At 42.8% G+C, this 18,515-nt stretch carries 17 protein-coding genes; all 17 read right to left on the minus strand.

Annotated features, from left to right (window positions below):
• Positions 1–21: 21 nt before the first annotated feature.
• A complete protein-coding gene (epsC, locus tag ACTQ5J_RS05850) occupies positions 22–600 on the minus strand; it encodes a serine O-acetyltransferase EpsC (RefSeq protein ID WP_441751404.1) in 579 nt (192 codons plus the stop codon).
• Positions 587–1,504, minus strand: a complete 918-nt coding sequence (gene cysK / locus ACTQ5J_RS05855; protein ID WP_441751406.1) for a cysteine synthase A — start codon at positions 1,502–1,504, stop codon at positions 587–589. Before cysK ends, epsC begins: the two co-directional genes overlap by 14 nt.
• 204 nt (positions 1,505–1,708) lie before the next feature.
• On the minus strand, positions 1,709–3,703 hold the full coding sequence (locus tag ACTQ5J_RS05860; protein WP_441751408.1) for a heavy metal translocating P-type ATPase: 1,995 nt from the start codon (positions 3,701–3,703) through the stop codon (positions 1,709–1,711).
• 432 nt (positions 3,704–4,135) lie between these two features.
• On the minus strand, positions 4,136–4,399 hold the full coding sequence (locus ACTQ5J_RS05865; protein ID WP_441751410.1) for a type B 50S ribosomal protein L31: 264 nt from the start codon (positions 4,397–4,399) through the stop codon (positions 4,136–4,138).
• Positions 4,400–4,521: 122 nt separating this feature from the next.
• Entirely contained in the window at positions 4,522–6,990 is a 2,469-nt protein-coding gene (locus ACTQ5J_RS05870) for a hypothetical protein (RefSeq protein ID WP_441751412.1), read from the minus strand.
• Between the two features lie 35 nt (positions 6,991–7,025).
• The gene (ybaK, locus tag ACTQ5J_RS05875) at positions 7,026–7,505 is read right to left on the minus strand and encodes a Cys-tRNA(Pro) deacylase (RefSeq protein WP_441751414.1); all 480 of its coding nucleotides are present in this window, start codon (positions 7,503–7,505) and stop codon (positions 7,026–7,028) included.
• A gap of 614 nt (positions 7,506–8,119) precedes the next feature.
• A complete protein-coding gene (gene rho, locus ACTQ5J_RS05880) occupies positions 8,120–9,385 on the minus strand; it encodes a transcription termination factor Rho (protein WP_441751416.1) in 1,266 nt (421 codons plus the stop codon).
• Positions 9,386–9,415: 30 nt separating this feature from the next.
• Positions 9,416–10,687: a UDP-N-acetylglucosamine 1-carboxyvinyltransferase gene (locus ACTQ5J_RS05885; RefSeq protein ID WP_441751418.1), complete on the minus strand. Its 1,272-nt coding sequence runs from the start codon at positions 10,685–10,687 to the stop codon at positions 9,416–9,418.
• 33 nt (positions 10,688–10,720) lie between these two features.
• On the minus strand, positions 10,721–11,572 hold the full coding sequence (locus ACTQ5J_RS05890) for a hypothetical protein (protein ID WP_441751420.1): 852 nt from the start codon (positions 11,570–11,572) through the stop codon (positions 10,721–10,723).
• A gap of 285 nt (positions 11,573–11,857) precedes the next feature.
• Complete coding sequence (locus ACTQ5J_RS05895) at positions 11,858–13,132, minus strand: MFS transporter (RefSeq protein WP_441751421.1); 1,275 nt, start codon at positions 13,130–13,132, stop codon at positions 11,858–11,860.
• A gap of 97 nt (positions 13,133–13,229) precedes the next feature.
• A complete protein-coding gene (pyrE, locus tag ACTQ5J_RS05900) occupies positions 13,230–13,883 on the minus strand; it encodes an orotate phosphoribosyltransferase (RefSeq protein WP_441751423.1) in 654 nt (217 codons plus the stop codon).
• A complete protein-coding gene (pyrF, locus tag ACTQ5J_RS05905; RefSeq protein ID WP_441751425.1) occupies positions 13,883–14,623 on the minus strand; it encodes an orotidine-5'-phosphate decarboxylase in 741 nt (246 codons plus the stop codon). The genes pyrE and pyrF overlap by 1 nt, the downstream gene beginning before the upstream one ends.
• A 219-nt stretch (positions 14,624–14,842) precedes the next feature.
• Positions 14,843–15,469: an AEC family transporter gene (locus ACTQ5J_RS05910; protein ID WP_441751427.1), complete on the minus strand. Its 627-nt coding sequence runs from the start codon at positions 15,467–15,469 to the stop codon at positions 14,843–14,845.
• On the minus strand, positions 15,463–15,768 hold the full coding sequence (locus ACTQ5J_RS05915) for an AEC family transporter (RefSeq protein WP_441751428.1): 306 nt from the start codon (positions 15,766–15,768) through the stop codon (positions 15,463–15,465). The genes ACTQ5J_RS05910 and ACTQ5J_RS05915 overlap by 7 nt, the downstream gene beginning before the upstream one ends.
• 270 nt (positions 15,769–16,038) lie before the next feature.
• Entirely contained in the window at positions 16,039–16,353 is a 315-nt protein-coding gene (locus ACTQ5J_RS05920) for a hypothetical protein (RefSeq protein WP_441751430.1), read from the minus strand.
• A gap of 278 nt (positions 16,354–16,631) precedes the next feature.
• Positions 16,632–17,576, minus strand: coding sequence for a carbamate kinase (gene arcC / locus ACTQ5J_RS05925; protein WP_441751809.1), 945 nt, complete (start codon positions 17,574–17,576; stop codon positions 16,632–16,634).
• Between the two features lie 13 nt (positions 17,577–17,589).
• The gene (locus ACTQ5J_RS05930; RefSeq protein ID WP_441751432.1) at positions 17,590–18,513 is read right to left on the minus strand and encodes an oxamate carbamoyltransferase subunit AllH family protein; all 924 of its coding nucleotides are present in this window, start codon (positions 18,511–18,513) and stop codon (positions 17,590–17,592) included.
• Positions 18,514–18,515: the final 2 nt, after the last annotated feature.

Raw genomic sequence — 18,515 nt, forward strand, 5'->3', positions numbered from 1 at the left:
ATGGAAGGTGCGCTTTTGCCTTTAAATCTGATACTCACCAATTCGGTTCCAGTCTTTGTCATGTAGAATGATTCGAGCAGGCACACCCACCGCTGTCGCATAAGGAGGCACGTCATGTAAAACGACCGCTCCCGCCCCTACTTTCGCATGATGGCCCACTGTGATATTCCCTAGCAAGGTGGCATTAGCGCCTATTTCAGCATCATGATGAATACTTGGATGACGCTTTCGACCTTTTTCGCTACCAGTCCCACCTAAAGTGACCCCGTGAAACAACTTCACCCGGTCACCCACGACCGCCGTCTCGCCAATCACCACACCCATGCCATGATCAATAAAAATATCTTGACCTAAACACGCTCCCGGATGAATTTCAATCCCGGTTTCGTGACGCGATGCTTCAGACAGTTTACGCGCCTCGTAGACTTCGCCCACTTGATATAAATGATGGGCTTGATGATGACTCATAACCGCCTTAAAGCCAGGATATAAATCATAAACTTCTTCCCAACTGGACGCTGCAGGATCTTTCTCATAAATATATTGCGCTAATTCATAGGCTTTTTCCTGCAACTCTTTAGGATACCTACGCTTGTCCATCGCCGAAAAACCCTGTCGATAGGTAACGTTCGCCGCTATCTGGTAAAACGACCACGACTTTCTTGCCTTGACCTAATTCTTTAGCCATTCGTAAAGCCACCGCATAGTTGGCACCTGATGAAATTCCCGCTAAAATCCCTTGAGACTTCGCTAATGCTACCGCAGTGGCAATCGCCTCATCGTTAGAAACTGTTTCAATTTTATCGATCACTGATTGATCTAAAATCTCAGGAATAAAGTTGGCACCTAACCCTTGAATTTTATGGGAGCCAGCCTTACCTTCTGTTAATAAAGGCGACCCTTCTGGTTCAACCGCCCACACGAGCGCATCCTTCGACTGCTCTTTCAAGACTTGACCGACACCAGAGACCGTACCACCCGTACCGATTCCAGCTACGAATCCATCGACGTTGGGTAAATCCTCTAAGATCTCACGCGCCGTTGTTTCCACATGAGACACCACATTCGCATCATTCGTGAACTGCCCAAAGACTACAGCACCACGCTCTTTGGCAATCTCCTCAGCCTTGTCGCCCGCTAACTTCATACCACCCGAAGCAGGCGTTAACACTAACTCCGCACCGTAAGCTTGAATAATTGTGCGACGCTCCACACTCATCGAATCTGGCATTACAATCACGACATTGATACCTAAAGCCGCACCAACCATCGCCAAACCAACCCCCGTGTTTCCACTCGTCGACTCAACAATCGTGCCACCCTTAGCTACCTCACCACGGTCCAACAAATCTTGGACAATATACTTCACCGGACGGTCTTTAACAGAACCACTCGGATTATTTTTCTCTAATTTCACATACACATCCGCATAAGACTCGTCTAAACCGTTAATCTTAACTAAAGGCGTGTAACCAATCGCATCCACAATATTATTAAAAAGCATGAAAATCCTCCTTCTAAATAGTTAAATTTTAATACAAATTATTATTAGAATGTTATCCTTTAAACACAGAAAAGTCAATCATTCCGCTCAGAAAATAAGACTCAATTTATCATGGCGAAACACGCTAGCCTTCAACCTCACTCGCCTCTTATTTGACACTGTACATAAGTGCTAGAGAATTATTAGAGCTATTTGGCCTTGGGGTTAATGAAGCAACAGGCGTAGCCCATTCAAGATAACGACCAAGGTGCTGCCTTCATGAATAATCACGCTAAGGGTGATGTCCGCGCGATTTGTCAGCGTAACAAACACTAAGAAAAGCACGACGGCCATCGAGAAAACCAGATTTTGTCTAATTATTCGATTCATTTTCTTGGCGGTTTGATGGGTTTGAACCAGTTTGTTCAAATCGTTTTTCATCAAGACGATATCAGACACTTCGACGGCGACGTCCGTTCCTTCACCCATCGCGATGCCAACCGCTGCATTGACCAATGCGGGCGCGTCATTAATGCCGTCACCCACCATGGCATTTGTGCCGTAGCGTTCTTTCTGCTCGCTGATCAAGCGTGCCTTATCCTCAGGCATCACGTTGCCGATAATTTCCTGGATCCCCAAACTTTGACCAATCGCCTCTGCTGTTTTGGCTGCATCGCCCGTTATCATCGAGGTATGAATGCCCTCGCGATTGAAATACTCAATCGTCGTCTTGGCATAATCCTTGGCCACATCGAGGAAAGATAACACTGCCAGCACTTCTTCGTTGCAAGCAACATAAACAACGGTTTGACCTGCAGCCGCCCATTGGTCATGCTGTTGAGTGATATCGGTCGCAACCGCTTCAAAAGACGACGGTTTGCCGATTCGGTAGTTTTTTCCTTGATAAGTGGTCATCAGCCCTTGTCCCGTTTGATTGTTGACATTTATCAAGTCGATGGTGCTTGCATTAGGAAAACCATTAATTACCGCTTGAGCTAGGGGATGACTCGATTGTTTTTCGAGCGATACAATCAAGTCCGTTAAAAATTGAGTATCGCTAACTTGTGGGCTGAAATAGTGATGAGTCATTTGAGGTTTACCTTGGGTTAAGGTGCCTGTTTTATCAAAGGCAATTGCTTGAATTGTGGCAAACTGAGACAAGTAGGCACTCCCCTTAGAAAGTACGCCTTTTTTGGCTAAGTGGGACGTGGCTGATAATGTGACCGAAACCGTCGCGGCTGCTAAGGCACAAGGCGAAGCAGCTACCAATAGCACCAAGCCTTTATAAATACTTTCTGACCACGTCCAAGCAAGTAATGTCGGACCGGCCAACATCAAAAGGATGACAACAATCAATACTGCATTCACATATTTGGGCTCAAAGCGTTGGATAATGCTCGCGACTTTTGTTTGATTAGTCTGGTTGTGGCTAACGAGCTCGAGAATTTTAGCAAAGACCGTATTCTCATTCGTTTTGGTCACTTCCATTGTAAAGGAACCCGTCCCATTGATTGTGCTAGCATATACTAAATCGCCGACCGTTTTTTCAGCCGGCATGCTTTCACCGTTAATCGCCGATTCGTCAATCGCAGTTGTACCTGAAAGAATGCGTCCATCAATGGGTACTTGGTCGCCATTCAATACACTTAAGCGATCGCCAATCTTTAGTGTGCTAACAACGACTTCTTTTGTTGAACCATCTTCTTGTAACAAGCGTGCCGTCGTTGGATTAAGTTTCATCAATTGGGTAATTTCGCGTTGGCTTTTACCTTCAGCATATTCTTCTAAAAAGTGAGCGCCTGAGAAAATTAAAATCAATAGACACCCTTCCCAATAATTACCTAATAGCGAAGCGCCAATCGCTGCTAAACCCATGAGTATATGAGAATTCGGTGTAAACCAGTTGGCTTTTTTCGTGCGCTCGATTGTTTCTCCAAGCCCTTCTAATACGATCACATGATAACCAGCCGTGATTGACGCTAGCGCGAATAGACTGTTTTGAATCAGCTGTGACTGGTTCGACAGCAAGAGGCCTAAGACAGCAGCCACTAAACCGATAAAATATAGAATAAGTGGTGCTTTACCATGATCGTGAGTATGACTATGCGAATGTGAATGACTGTCTGTATGCTTCTTGTGATGAGAGTTGTGGTTGTGAGCGTCACTGTCTTGAGCGTGACGTTGCTGTTGTAGTATAGGTGCTTGAGTATCTTTTTTCATTTACCTTCACTCCTGTTCGTATAATGTAATGAGTACGCTTTACACATGAGCGCCGCATCATATGTTGCATAAAAAATAAACCCACGCATCATATGCATGTTTAATCATATGATATACTTCTCATGTATATTTGTCAAACGTAATGACTTTGAAGGTAGAATGATAAATGACGGTCACAAAAGATTAATTAACTTCAAAAGAAAACAACACGATCACACGTGTTTGCCTCCTTTGGGGTACTCCCATTTAAAAAGCTCATGCGATAGCTTAGCATCCAAGCAAATGCTTGGCCTTTACTTCTAGCTTCTACGTACAAATAGATAAAAAAATTGCTAGATTGATTGTCGACCAACTTTTTTTCTATCTCCATACACAAAAAGACTACCTCGAGAGGTAGTCTTCGTGAATGCTTTAAAGCATTTAAGTTTAAAATTAAGCTTCTGCGTTTTTGTCTTGTAGACCGTATTTTTTGTTGAACTTGTCCACACGTCCGTCTGCTTGCGTGAATTTTTGACGGCCAGTATAGAATGGATGCGAATCAGATGATGTTTCAACACGGATTAATGGGTACGAGTTTCCGTCTTCCCATTCTACTGTCTCGTTAGAGTTTCTAGTAGAACCTGTGATGAATTTAAAACCTGTTGATGTATCCATAAAAACAACTGTACGGTATTCTGGATGAATTCCTTGTTTCATTATGTTTACTTCCTTTCTGCCCTAAACTATTTGCTAATTTAGAGTTAATTCATTTGCGTACTCTGCAACACTAGAATAATACCATGACTGTTAGAGAAATGCAAAGGTATTTTGTCGAAATTTTAATTTGCAATATCTTGTACTTCGACAGAGAGAATCGTCAGTTGTCCACCGTTGTCTGCAAGGACATAAACCTTGCTTTGAGCTTGAACGGCGGCTACGCCACCAAGCGTATAATCGAATAATTCTGTTGTTGTTAATACCATTTGTCCGCTATCATTAGGCTCAACGCTGATGATTTCATAGGTGGCAGTATTATAGTAAATACCGTTAGTGACTACCTCGTTTTGAATCCAGCTTGCGGTATTGGCATACCATTCTGATTCATCCCCATATTTAGCCAACATGTCGGGTGCTCTAAAATTAATCGCATCAACGAAATCGTTCTGGAAGATTTGAAGCCAAGTTTCTGCACTTTCAGCAGGTGTACGATTAGCAATCATGTCGGCATTAGCGGCTTCAATCGCTTGTAATTTAGTCAGTAAGTCGCCGTCGTCAGCAAGTGATACGAGCACTTGGCTGTCATCTTCTAAATGAATTTCTTGTTGTGAACTCTCAATGGCTTCACCGAAGTACTCTCCGCGAATGGATACTGTAAAACTTTGACCCACATAACCATTCAACGTAATAATATCAGCCGTATATTCTTGACCATCAATCACAAAACCTGTCGCTGTAAATTCTTGTGGATAGGCTCCCGGTAATGTCGTTAGATCTGCTTGAATACGGTTTTCTACTTCCTTTAGAGAAATAGGTAATGTGCCGTCTGCCATTAAGGAATAATTTAAATCAAGCCCGATTTCGCGCGTTTCATCGTTTTCTGTCAAACGAACTATAATGTAATTTTCACGTGGCTCTAAGATGACGGCATCACCAGCTGTAATTGGTTGTGCTTGATGTGAAAAGGTTGTTATTGCGATATCGCGGTAGTCATTTGGAACAGATAGTGCGACGTTAATCGCATGGACGAAGACTTGGTATTCAGGAAAGAGCCCTAGAAAACTCGGCTCACTATCTACTTCCAATATGAGATGGTTTCCTTGGACTAATTCTGTCGCTTCTGGGTTTTCTGCTAATAAAGTACTTAAATCAACTTGTGCTTGTGCGTAGTTGGCAATCATTCGTTCGACATCGTCACCTGTCCAAGCATGACCATTAGTGCTAGCCGTTAGACTCGCTGCCTTGTCATAATCTTGAGCCACAATCGCTTCGCTATATTCTTGGTAGACTGCATTCGCTGTTTCACCTTTGAAAAAATAGAAATAAGCGAAGACGCCACCTGCGATTAAGAGGACTAACAACAGTAACGTAATGAGCCAACCATAACCACGTTTGCGTTCTTTCCTATGTTTCTTTTTCTTCTTACGTTTGTTTTTAGTTGTTTCTTCCAAAGTTGACTCCGAATTGATGTAAGCTGGAACAAATAAGGCGTCATCAACCGCATCATTTTCTGATGGACTTGTAAAAGTACTCGTTCCTGCTGTCGACTCTGTTTGAGTGTCGATGATTTGATCTTCGTAAGCATATAATTTCTTTTTACATACTTGGCAGAATGAATAGTAATCCGGATTCTGATGGCCACAATGTGGACATTCGATGGTTGAAACTACCGCTGCTAATTCTGCATCCAATTTACGTTGTGCTTCACGCGCACTGGGACCATAGGTATCTGGTTTTAAATAAACAGGTTCCCGTTTAAACATTGGATTTTCTTCATGTTGTTTAGTCTGTCGTGCTTGTTTTTTATTCGAAGGCTTACAATTTTCAAGTGAGTCGTTCGAGACTGTTGGTTCATCTGCCTCTGTGGTTAATGGGGCTTCGCTTGAACTTGTAGGTTCACTTAGCACCGGTGCTGGTGTAACTAAATCCGTTTCTTGTAAAACAGACTGTTTGTCAGTGACAGAATCCTCTTTAGTCACTTCGTCTTCAAGAAGATCTACTTCCTTTTGAGTCGTTCGTCGATTCGCTCGCTCAAAGGGGCGCTCCACTGGTGTGACAGGTTCTGCGGAATGAGCCCTTCCAACACGTTCAACGGGTACCGCTAAACTTTCTGGGTCGACTGGATCGGCATCTTCACTGTGCCAGTCAACGATGTCTGCATCTAAATCGATGTCAGTTTCGATGTTAGCCAACACATCGGCAATAAATACATCGCCTGTATCAGCCAGTCGCGTTGTTTTTGGTGCTGAATCAAGACTTCCAACGAATGCTGGTTCTTCTTGTCTGACCGTTTGGCGAACTTCAGACATTTTCTTATGCTTACTCTGGATTGAGGGTTGGTCCCTCGTTGATGAAACTTGCGTTTCTTCTGTTGAACGCAAACTTACCTTATCCTTCATTCTTAATGTTTTAGGACTTTCATTCGTCAAGTCCGTTTCGACAAACTCTAAATCGTCTAGTGAGGGTCGTTTGTCTTCCTTTGACATGTCATTTTTAGACATAGGCCTCTCGCGTGCAATTAAACCGCCACATTGATGACAGAATTTAGCTTCATCTAAGTTAGCTGACCCACAGTTTGAACACTTTTTCATCGCTTACTTCACCTCATGTACATAATATATTTGCTTTATTTAAAAATAATATCTGCTATTTTTAAAGGAAGGATATTCTCTAAGATATCAGGCGCCAGTTGGACAGAATAACCTTTTTTGCCAGCGCTAAATAAAATGCTTGAATATTCTAAGGCACTTTCGTCAAGTACCGTTTGAAATTCTTTCTTCATCCCTATTGGCGAACAGCCTCCATGAACATACCCCGTCAGTGGGAATAATTCTTTTTCTTTAATCATGGCCACACTTTTTTCATCTACCGCTTGTGCTGCTTTCTTCAAATCTAATTCAAATTGGACTGGCACCATGAAGACATAGTGCTCCCCTGACTTAGCCTGTGTCACCAATGTTTTGAACATTTGAGTGGGTGAAACACCCATCTTCTCTGCAACATCTGCACCAGAACGAACGTCGTCACCCAAATATTGGTGGATAGTATACGGTATTTTCAGTTGCGTTAATATTCGCATGACATTTGTTTTGGTTACCTTTGCCATTCGACTCACCCTTAACTTTTGTGTTGAGATAAAATCCATAAACTGCACACTTATTATCGGTGCTCATTTGATGGTATGATACAATTCAAAACAATCCCCTTTAATCGTTATTGTTTGAATGTTGTACCTAGATTTTACCATATTGCTGTCTATAATGATAACTCTCTCACGTGTCATTATTAGTATTTTATCATAATTATGGTGATTTGTTATGGTGAGCTTTAATCTTTCCCCGTGACAGGCGCTTAGGTCTTGGCCTTTGGGTGTGTAAGTGGAGGCAACTTACTCATTCCCAAGAGCATTCCTATCGAATAAAACCGATTCACCCTTTTATGGCTTTAACGTGTTCACTCCCAGCTTGAGTCGACTCATTTGGCCAGTCGACACGCACAAGCCACACCCCCTATCGCAGTCGAACCAGCTTTCTCACAATACCTCCACCAAAACCGAGCCCTCCCCATACTCCCCAACAAAGACATCATCCGCCCCACACAAAACAAAAAAAGACACGGATATCCAAGATACCCGTGCCCATCACTCTTATTTAATTTCAATTAAGCGCAACACTAAACCAAGCCAAAGCCTTAATTCAAGCTTCGTCTTAGTCAAGTAAATTACTTCATGACAATCTTCTCAAATTGAGTGAAGAAATCATCATTGTTTTTCGTTTTACGTAATAGTTGAATCAATTGCTCGGTGTACTCTAAAGACTCGCCTTGCATCATCTTACGCAAGCGCCATACTTGTTCAAGCTTGTGAGCTTCAATTAATAATTCTTCTTTACGTGTACCAGAACGTTTAATATCAATCGCAGGAAAAATACGTCTTTCAGCCAATTGGCGAGATAAGTGTAATTCCATGTTACCCGTACCCTTGAACTCTTCATAAATGATATCGTCCATCCGACTACCAGTATCAACTAAAGCTGTTGCTAAGATGGTTAACGAACCGCCACCTTCGATATTACGCGCCGCACCAAAGAAACGTTTCGGGAAGTAGAAAGCAGCCGGATCTAAGCCCCCACTTAAAGTACGACCTGAAGGACGAACCACTAAGTTGTAAGCACGAGCCAAACGCGTGATACTATCCATTAAAACGACAACATCACGACCGTCTTCAACAAGACGCATTGCACGCTCAAGCACTAATTCTGAAATACGGATATGATTTTCAGGCTGTTGGTCAAAAGTAGACGATACAACATCTGCCTTCACACTACGTTCAATATCGGTTACCTCTTCGGGACGTTCATCGATTAATAAGACAATCAATTCAACATCTGGATGATTTTCTTTAATACCGTTCGCAATTTCTTTCAAGATGGTTGTTTTACCTGCTTTAGGCGGTGACACAATCAAACCACGTTGACCAAAACCAACAGGCGAAACTACATCGATTAAACGGTTCGAAATCGACTGCTTTTGGTACTCTAATTTAATTTGCTCATTCGGATACAGTGGCGTCAATCCTGGGAAATGATCTCTTTGCTTAGCAGCTTCAGGATCTTTACCATTGACGGTCGAAATTTGCATTAAACCATAATAACGCTCGTTCGCTTTTGGTGGACGCGCTGGACCAGCGACTTTATCTCCATTACGTAAATCAAAACGACGAATCTGTGAGTTAGATATATAAATATCTTCTTGACTCGGCGAATAGTTAATTGGACGTAAATAACCAAATGACTCATCTGAACGAATATCAAGAACACCTTCAACTTGGAAGAATCCTTGCTTTTCTTCTTGTGTTCTCATTACTGCTAAAGCCAATTCTTTCTTACTTAATTGACTATAGTTAGGTATATCGAGTTCACGCGCGTACGCGTATAACTCTTTCACTTCTTTCTCTAACAATGTTTCTAACGAAAAAGCGTCTGCCATGAGATGCCTACTTTCTATACTTTTTTAACTTTATGCTTCTTCTTGGTCATCTTCAATCATGTCGATATCTGCGCCAATTGCACGCAATTTACCAACGATATCTGTATAACCACGTAAGATGTTTTCTACACCTGTGATTGTCGTTTCACCTTCAGCCATTAAACCAGCAATCACAAGGCTGGCGCCTGCTCTTAAGTCACTCGCACGAACCGGTGCTCCTGATAAGTTTGAAGGGCCTTCAACGCGAATAATATCGCCATCCACTCGGATGTTAGCTCCCATACGATTTAATTCTGGAATATGTTTCACTCGTTGAGGATAAATTGTATCCATCACTGTCCCTTTACCAATAGCTTTCACTAATAGTGGCGTAATCGGTTGTTGTAAGTCAGTCGCAAAACCTGGATAAGGTAATGTCTTCAAGCTGACCATTTGTAAGTCATCTGATTTATGGACTAAAATACTGTCCTCACCAATTTCCATCTTCGCGCCCATTTCATCTAATTTCGCAATATAGCTTTCAATATGCTCATAGATGACGTTATTTACACGAACTTCGTCACCCATTGCGACTGCAGCAGTTAAATAAGTGCCCGCTTCAATACGGTCTGGGATTAAAGTATGACTCGTTCCATGTAAGATTTCGACACCTTCAATACGAATCACGCTCGTGCCTGCACCACGAATTTTAGCGCCCATTTTATTTAATAAAGTAACTACATCAATGATTTCTGGTTCGCGAGCTGCGTTTTCAATCGTTGTTTTACCTTCTGCTTTCACCGCTGCAAGAATAGCGTTGATTGTTGCACCAATCGATACAACGTCCATATAAATACGTGTTCCTTGTAAACCGTTAGGTGAACTTAGGCTAATCACGCCAAAATCATCATCAATTTCTGCACCTAAAGAACGGAAGGCTTTAATATGTTGATCAATCGGACGCGGGCCTAAGAAACAGCCTCCTGGTAAACCAATCACACCTTCACCAAACTTAGATAAGGTGGCACCCATAAAATAATAGGACGCACGTAAACTTTGAATCTTGCCTGTTGGCATTGGAATTGATGCAATTTCCGAAGGATCGATTTTCAACGTATTATTTTTAAATTCAGTTTTAACGTTAAAATCGTTTAAAATTTCAAGCAACGAATACACATCTTGGATATCCGGTACACCTTCTAAGATGACTTCTGAATCGGCCATAATAGCAGCTGGAATTAAAGCAACAGCACTATTCTTCGCACCATTAATTGTAATTTCACCTGTTAATGGCTTGCCTCCACGAATGACTAATTTCTTCATACAAACGTAAACTCCTTTAGTATAGTAGATAGTTTAATTTGCCCGAATCTCTTGGATTCTGGCTTTAAATAATTCTTTCAATTGTTCATTTAAATCACTTATAACATCCCATTGCTTTTGATCGTCTAGGCCTGCGATATAGATTAAACGCATTAATAATCCATGTATTTCATCCGCATCCATATTCGATCGTTCTTGCAACCAAGCATCATCTACGAATAGCACTTCATGAGCCACTATGTTTCGCAAGTCTTTCTCAACTTGACGCACTTGAGTCGCTGTCTCTTTAATATCCTCATCTTTGCCATAATCCATCAATAATTTCAAAAGATGACTCGAACTCACATAATGATTGTAATTGAAATGCTTCCCATAATATTTCTGCCAGCTTTTATGCACCTGGTTATGACCACTCTCAATTTTCTCTTGATTCCACTGCAAACCCTTATAAATCAAACGACCATCTGTCGTTTCTTTTGATACTTGTATCATATACTGATCCAAATCGGGTAACGCATGTTTAACCACCACAAGGCGCATAACATCCACCAATATAGGCGTTAAACCACGCAAATAGTCTGCATATTCATATTCTGAAAGATTTAGCATCAAATTTTGCGTATAACTATATACTTTACGCTCAAGAAAAGAAGGGTGTTGTAGAAAATCAAGATGAAGTTTTGGGGCCAATGTTTCGATTGTCTTCAAGTCCACACTAATAATCGCCTGAAGCAATGCTAATGTATCCTGAATTTGGGAGGTGCTCCAATGAGGGTGGTTCGCTAAAAACTCATCCAACGGGATATATTGATAATAATCTAACATATGCGTAATAAGAGCCCCTTGAATCCGAAGCTCCATCGACGAATCAGATGCCTGAACCAAATACACTCACCTCACAATATATTACCCCAGTATTTTAACATACTATCCACCGAACTTACATGAAAAAAAACTAACCTAACCAATTCTTAAAGGCTACGTAACAAAACCCTAAAAGCCAAGACCACTATTAATGGCAAAATAGGGCTAAAAAGTCTCGCTCGATGATTCTATCAGAGCCAGACGCTAAAAAGCAAGCTTTCGGCCTTTGATACTTAGCCACACAAAAACACACGCCACCTTTACAAGGCAACGTGTGTTCATAAGTAAGCTTATCTATAGTAGACTTTAAATTTCTGCCAAGGGAGCTACCGCCACAGAACTGGCTTTGCTGGCACTTTGCCCATGTTTTATATAGCGCGCCTGTTTCAGATTCGGTATACTCATCATAAATACGAAGCTAATGACATACAGGCTAGCTAGAAAGAGCATCACGGTTGGAACACCTGACGAATCAAGTATCATTCCGATAATTACTGATGAGAAGCCTCCCACGGCACGACCCACATTTAAAATCGTATTGTTCGCGACCGTTCGAACTTCATAAGGATACAAACGAGTAATCATTGCCCCATAGCCGGCAAACATCCCGTTAACGAAGAAGCCTAAGATTGCGCCTCCAATTAATAATTGGGGCCCTGTTTTAGCAAAGGTAAAGCAGTAAACCGATGCAGCAGAACAACAAAGAAAGACGCCGTAAACTAAGCGCGGACCAAAGTGATCAAGTAATTGACCGAAAACTAGCATACCTAAGCACATTCCAAGAATCGTCGTGACCATCCAAGCGCTTGAGCCACTAACACTGACGCCGATATTGGCTTGCATAATCGTCGGTAACCAGTTCATCATGCCAAAGTAACCCGCAATTTGAACAGTCGTCATAACCATTAAAGCAAGCGTTTGATGCATCAAAGCTTTCGTTTTAAACAAGTCAGCGATGCGCCCTTTACTTGTTGATGCTGAATTCGTCGTTTGGCGACCGCTATCTGATACATGAGTGGCATCAACCGCAAAGTGCATCCAGATAACTAAAACAAGTGGTAACAGACCGAACAAGAACAGTCCGCGCCAACCGAATAGTGGGGCGATTAAACCTGCTAGAATCGCTGATGTAATCGAACCAACTTGGCCGACAATCCCATTTAAAGAACTGATACGCCCCATTCTTTCTTGAGGGACAATACCGGCCATAATCGAGATAGCTACACCGTATTCTCCCCCAACACCGATTCCCGCAATAAAGCGCATTAAGTATAGATAGCCTATACTTTCTGTAAAGAAAATTAAACCGGTTGCGACCGAGAAAATAATGACGGTCCATTTAAATACCTTAAATTTATTGTAACGGTCTGCTAAAACCCCGAAAACCACGCCGCCAAATAGCATGCCAAAGTTGGTAATCGTACCGATCCAACCGCCTTGGGCACTGGTTAAATTAAGTTGTGTAATAATCGTCGACATTGTGAACGCTAGAAACATGACGTTTAAATCGTCCATGCCTGAAGCGATAATGGCAGCAACTAGCGCTCTGCGGTCGTTCTTATTCTGTTCATATGTGTTCATTGTATTTTTTCCCCTTAATGGAAGCTCACAGGCTTCCTTTATTAATGGCTATTGAGTTTTCGCAAGTGACTTGAGTACTTTGTTACTATGTGATCGCCTATGATTGAGTAAAGGCTTGTGACCAAGCTTGTGGATCTTGATACCATTGCTCCAACGTTTCTCGGTGGGCTGCTAAGTTTTCGTTTTTGACTGCTTGATTAATTAGAATTTGGTAATCCGTTAAGGTATGTAGCGGATAAGTCGTTTCTTCAAAGGCCACTTTGCCTTTAGCAAGTAAGTAATTGAAGATGGCACACACCCCGAGTACTTCACCGCCGGCTTGTGTGACCATGTCGGCTGCTTGTATCACGCTGCCACCCGTACTGATTAAATCTTCAATCATCACGACTTTTTGACCCGCTTTTAGCTGACCTTCGATGGCATTCTGTTTGCCGTGGGCTTTGGCGCTCGAGCGCACGTAGATCATTGGTTTATTCAGTAAGTAAGCAACAATCGCCGCATGTGGAATGCCGGCTGTGGCTGTGCCTGCAATGACATCGACGTCAGAAAATTCGCTTTGAATTAAATCAGCTAATGCCTGTTCGACTTGTTGACGAGCCGCTGGATAACTGATAATCAGACGATTATCACAATAAATCGGTGTCTTCAAGCCACTTGCCCATGTAAAAGGTTCTGTCGGATTCAAGCTGACTGCACCGATTTCTAGTAAGATATCGGCTATTTCTAAACTGGTTTTAGGTGTGTGTGTCATTAGGCTTCCCCCTTAGTTTTAGCTGCTTGCCAGGCTTGTGTTAGTTGGCGATAAGTTTCGAGAGGCTTCTGTGCACGCGTGATTGGACGTCCGACTACAATATAGTCGCTTCCGATGGCAGCGGCTTTTTCGGGTGTGGCGATTCGGTATTGGTCATCTTGAGTGACTTCATTACTTGCCAAGCGAATACCCGGAGTGACCGTTAGAAAGTTTTTACCTAACGCTGCTTTGATTTGTGCTGCTTCAAGTGGCGAACAAACGACACCATCCAGGCCAGCAGCAGCTGTCGTTTTAGCATATTGGCTGACGCTTTCGTTGAGGCTGACACGGCTCAATTGTTCGTTGAGCACTTGTGCTTCAGTGGTTGACGTTAATTGAGTCACTGCGATCAGTAGCGGTGTTTCAGCTCCTGCTGGGGTACCGGCTACTAAACCTTCTTTGGCCGCTTCTAGCATGCTTGATCCGCCCATTGCATGGACATTAACCATTGAAACGCCTAATTGAGCAAGGATGCTCATGCTGCGCTTGACAGTGTTGGGTATATCGTGCAATTTCAGATCTAAGAAAAGTTTGTGTCCAGCGGCTACCAATTCACGCACCAATTCAGGACCGTTCATGTAGTACATTTCCATCCCCACTTTTAAATTGAGTGTTTCACCCGTGGGAAATAATGTTAAAAACTCTTGCAGCTCGTTGACAGTTGCGAAATCAAGCGCAATAATTGGTAGTTTACTATCCATTTTTATCAAACTCCTTATGCTTAAGATTCATATTTGGCCCATAAAAAAAGATCAGTAACCGTAGTTACTGATCGTGAGTACACAAAGAAAGACACTCAGCCCTATTGTGGGGGCAAAGTTAAACGTGTGATTCTTTCGTGTTTCACGGAACACGATTAAAGAAATTCTATATAAGTTGTTTGTATTTTAGACCTTATCCAGCCCTTTGTCAAGCAAGTATTACGTCAGACCCAATAGATTCACAATGAAAGGGATGGTCACGACCGATAATAAGGTCGTGACAAAGACATAGCGAGCAGCTAGGCCGACGTCCGCCTCATAGAGAATCGCAAAACTGGTAGAAACTGCGGGTCCCGGCATGCCGGCAATCACAATCAGAACACTCAATATAATCGGATTGCTAATAAAGGAAGCGAATATCAGATAGACCATCATCGGGAAAAGCAGCATCTTGATAAAAGCTAAGCCATAGACTTCGCGGCTCATTAAAGCAAAGCGAATATCCAGTTTCGCCATTGCCATTCCAATCACAAACATCGCCAGAGGCGTTGTCATGGCACCCACTAGACTAAAAAAATCCGCCATTACGATGGGCAATCTCCAATCGAAAACGAAGAAAACAATCACCACAATCGAAGCCAGAAAGCCTGGCGAGAATAGAATTTTTACGAGTGATGGTGGTTTAGCCTCTTGATGGCTGTGTTTGGCCATTGCCCAAGCACCATAAGAAAAAGAAAACAGGTTAGTCGGGATATTCATCAAAGCCGCATAAAACATCGCCCCTTCACCGTACATCGCTAAAATTACCGGTAGACCCATGAAGCCTGATTTGTTGATGATCAACAAATCTTGGCGACTCCCGGGGATTTCTGGGGGAATTTAAACCACCTGGTCATTAAGCTCGCGAGGGGAATATACAGTCCGAATAAGAGAAAGGCAATCAACAGGAAGGTCATTGCCTCACGCTTAGTTCCTAGTGAACCGGCCGAGTTCACGGTCGATAAAATAAGGGCAGGCGAAGCAATTTGCGTGATCATGACCGATAAGTCCGACTCAGCATGGTCACTAAACAAGGATAACTTAGCCGCAATGAACCCTCCTATCATTACAGCAACTAACAAACTCATTGGTACAATTGCTGACATACGCTCGTCCCCTTTACCATATATTATTCCATATGATACCATATAAATTCGTTTTCATTGCGATATTTTTTTGCGTCTAGCGCTATTCTTTCTTGGGATAGTTTTCACTTGCCTTACTTTTAGGGACGGGCCGCCGGCAGGCACCAAGCGGCTGGGAGTTGAGGCTTTAAGGGCCTTTCAAGTTGAGGGCTGTTGTGCCTCTTTGATTCGTGGAAAACATAAACAGCCAGACGTAACGTCTGGCTGAGTGTGTTAATTTATGTGATTGCGCTAAGCGAATGTTTCTGTTTCGCTAAAGATGAGTCGTTGGGCGTCTGGTTCGGAATAGAAGGTCCATTGGCCTGTTCCAGTTCTGAGTGTTTCTCCGACGGAGACTTTGGCAATGATGTTGTTCAACGCTTCTGCTTCGACTGATATTTCTGCTTCTAGGCCGTCGTTTTTATGGGGGACGAGTTCGATTTCTCGGTCCTCGATGGATAATGTGATGGAATCGTCTGATACTTTAGTGACCTTTGCACCTACAGCTGATTGGGTAGCGAACCAGTCTGAAAGTTCTTGTTTGATCCTCACTGTACTTCTGAACATATTCTTGTTTCTCATTCTATACACCGCTTTCTTCGAAAAACATCTACACCATGTGAATGGTTATGCACATTAAGATTCATTGAAACTACCCTTTTTCGCGCATTTCTTCAACACGCTACTTCTTTAGTATACCATATTTGCTTCTGCTTAGCTAAGGGACACCCTTGTGCTTGGTTTTCCGGCGCTTTTAAGTGGCATTTTTTTCGTTTAGGGTGAAAACAAACAGCCCTCCCTCGTCGATTGTTTTCGTTGAGGAAGGGCTGTTGGATATTTGGATATTATTCGGCTGAGACAACAGTTGCGGAGCCTTCGCCCATGACTGCTTCGATGTTTTCCAATGATGTGATGACTGCTTTACCTTTTGGGTTGTTTTCCACAAAGGAAATTGCGGCTTCTACTTTTGGTAACATGCTGCCTGGTGCGAATTGCTCTTCTGCAATCCAGTTGTTCAACTGAGCGACAGTGACGTTTTCTAATTTTTCTTGGTTAGGTTTGTTGTAGTTTACGAAAACATTGTCGACTCCTGTTAGGATAACTAGGAAGTCAGCTTCGACTAATTCTGCTAATTTGGCTGAAGCGAAATCTTTGTCAATGACGGCTTCAACGCCTTCATAACCATAGTCAACTTTTTTAACTGGGATACCGCCACCACCTGCAGAGATTGTAACAAAATCTTGTTCAATCATTGCTTTGATGACTGGGTACTCTACAATGCTGATTGGTTTTGGTGAGGCAACCACTTTACGGTAGCCACGACCAGCATCTTCCACATAAGTATCGCCGGTAGCTTCTGTAGCTGCTTTGGCTTCTTCTTCTGTTAAGAATGGGCCAACAGGTTTTGTAAGATGAGTAAAGGCACTGTCGTTTTCGTCGACAACGACTTGAGTTACGACCGAAGCGACTTGTTTGTCGATGCCGCCTTCGGCTAGTGCTTCATTCATCATGTTTTGTAGCCAGTAGCCAATTGAACCTTGTGTCATCGCCACTAAAGTGTCTAGAGGCATTGCTGGGTTCTTTTCTGAATCTGCTGCCACTTGTTGAAGCAATAAGTTACCGACTTGTGGCCCGTTTCCGTGACTAATAATCAATTGGTGCCCTTGTTTAATTAATTCAATCAGACGTTTGCTTGTGTAACGTAAGGCTTCAATTTGTCCTTTAGCTGATGGATCATCTGTTAAAATGGCGTTTCCGCCCAATGCTACTACGATTCTTTTTCCCATAATTACCTCCGAAAATTTAAATAAATTTCAACACATTTAACATACCTAAGAGAATATCGTTGCCAGAAGTTGCGCCGTAGGCTTGTATCTGCTGGACAGCAGCTTTGAGTTGGCCTGTGTTGTCTGTTTTGATGGCCGTCAAGAGTTTCACCCAACTTAAGTTAACTTTTCCTGCAAACAGTGCCTGATAATAGGCCTGGCTAACGGCTGTCGTTGAGCGTTCTTGTAAAGCTGTTTGGACATAGTCAGACAAGCTATAACTGGGTCTTTCTTGTCCATGGTGACTTGCTGGTAAGGCGGCTTTGACGACCGTGTCAGACAAGTTCGTGTCCCTAGCGACTGCTTGTTCCAGCAATAGCATTCCTTGCAAGAAGTCGTCACCACTAGGCGTCAGGCCAATTCCTGCTCCGATGAATTGGCGAAGCAAGTCTGGCTGAAGAAAGTCCCCTGAAAGTTGGAGCGCAGCTTGATACTGCTCCAATAGCTGGGTCATGTCTGCTCTAAGTGCGAAACCAGATTGAGCGTAGACGTTAGCTGCCTCGAGGCTTTCCTCTAGAGCGCTAGTCTTCAACTGTTCAAGGGTAATCGGCACAATATCTACAGCCACTTTCTCCACGTGACCTGGCACTAATTGTAGCAAATTTGGTCGCGAATAAAAAGTCCACGCCGTCGGTGTGATTCGAACTCTTTGCCCGACAACAAGGGCCTTTTGCAAATGTGAAAAGACCGATGCTTCGAGTGTTAAACCAAAGGCCGATACATCGCCACCGTGTTTACCGACGAATATCAGCTGACCTTGTAAATCTAAATTAAAGCCATTCGGAAAAACCGAATGGACTTTAATTTGCTGATGCGTCTGTTTGCCTAATAAGTCATCAGCCAAATACTGGCTGATGACAAATGAACTAGTCAGTGTTTGTTGAAAAGATTTAGTTGCCACCT

The sequence above is a fragment of the Fundicoccus sp. Sow4_F4 genome (assembly GCF_052116145.1).
In the GTDB taxonomy this organism is placed as follows: domain Bacteria; phylum Bacillota; class Bacilli; order Lactobacillales; family Aerococcaceae; genus Fundicoccus.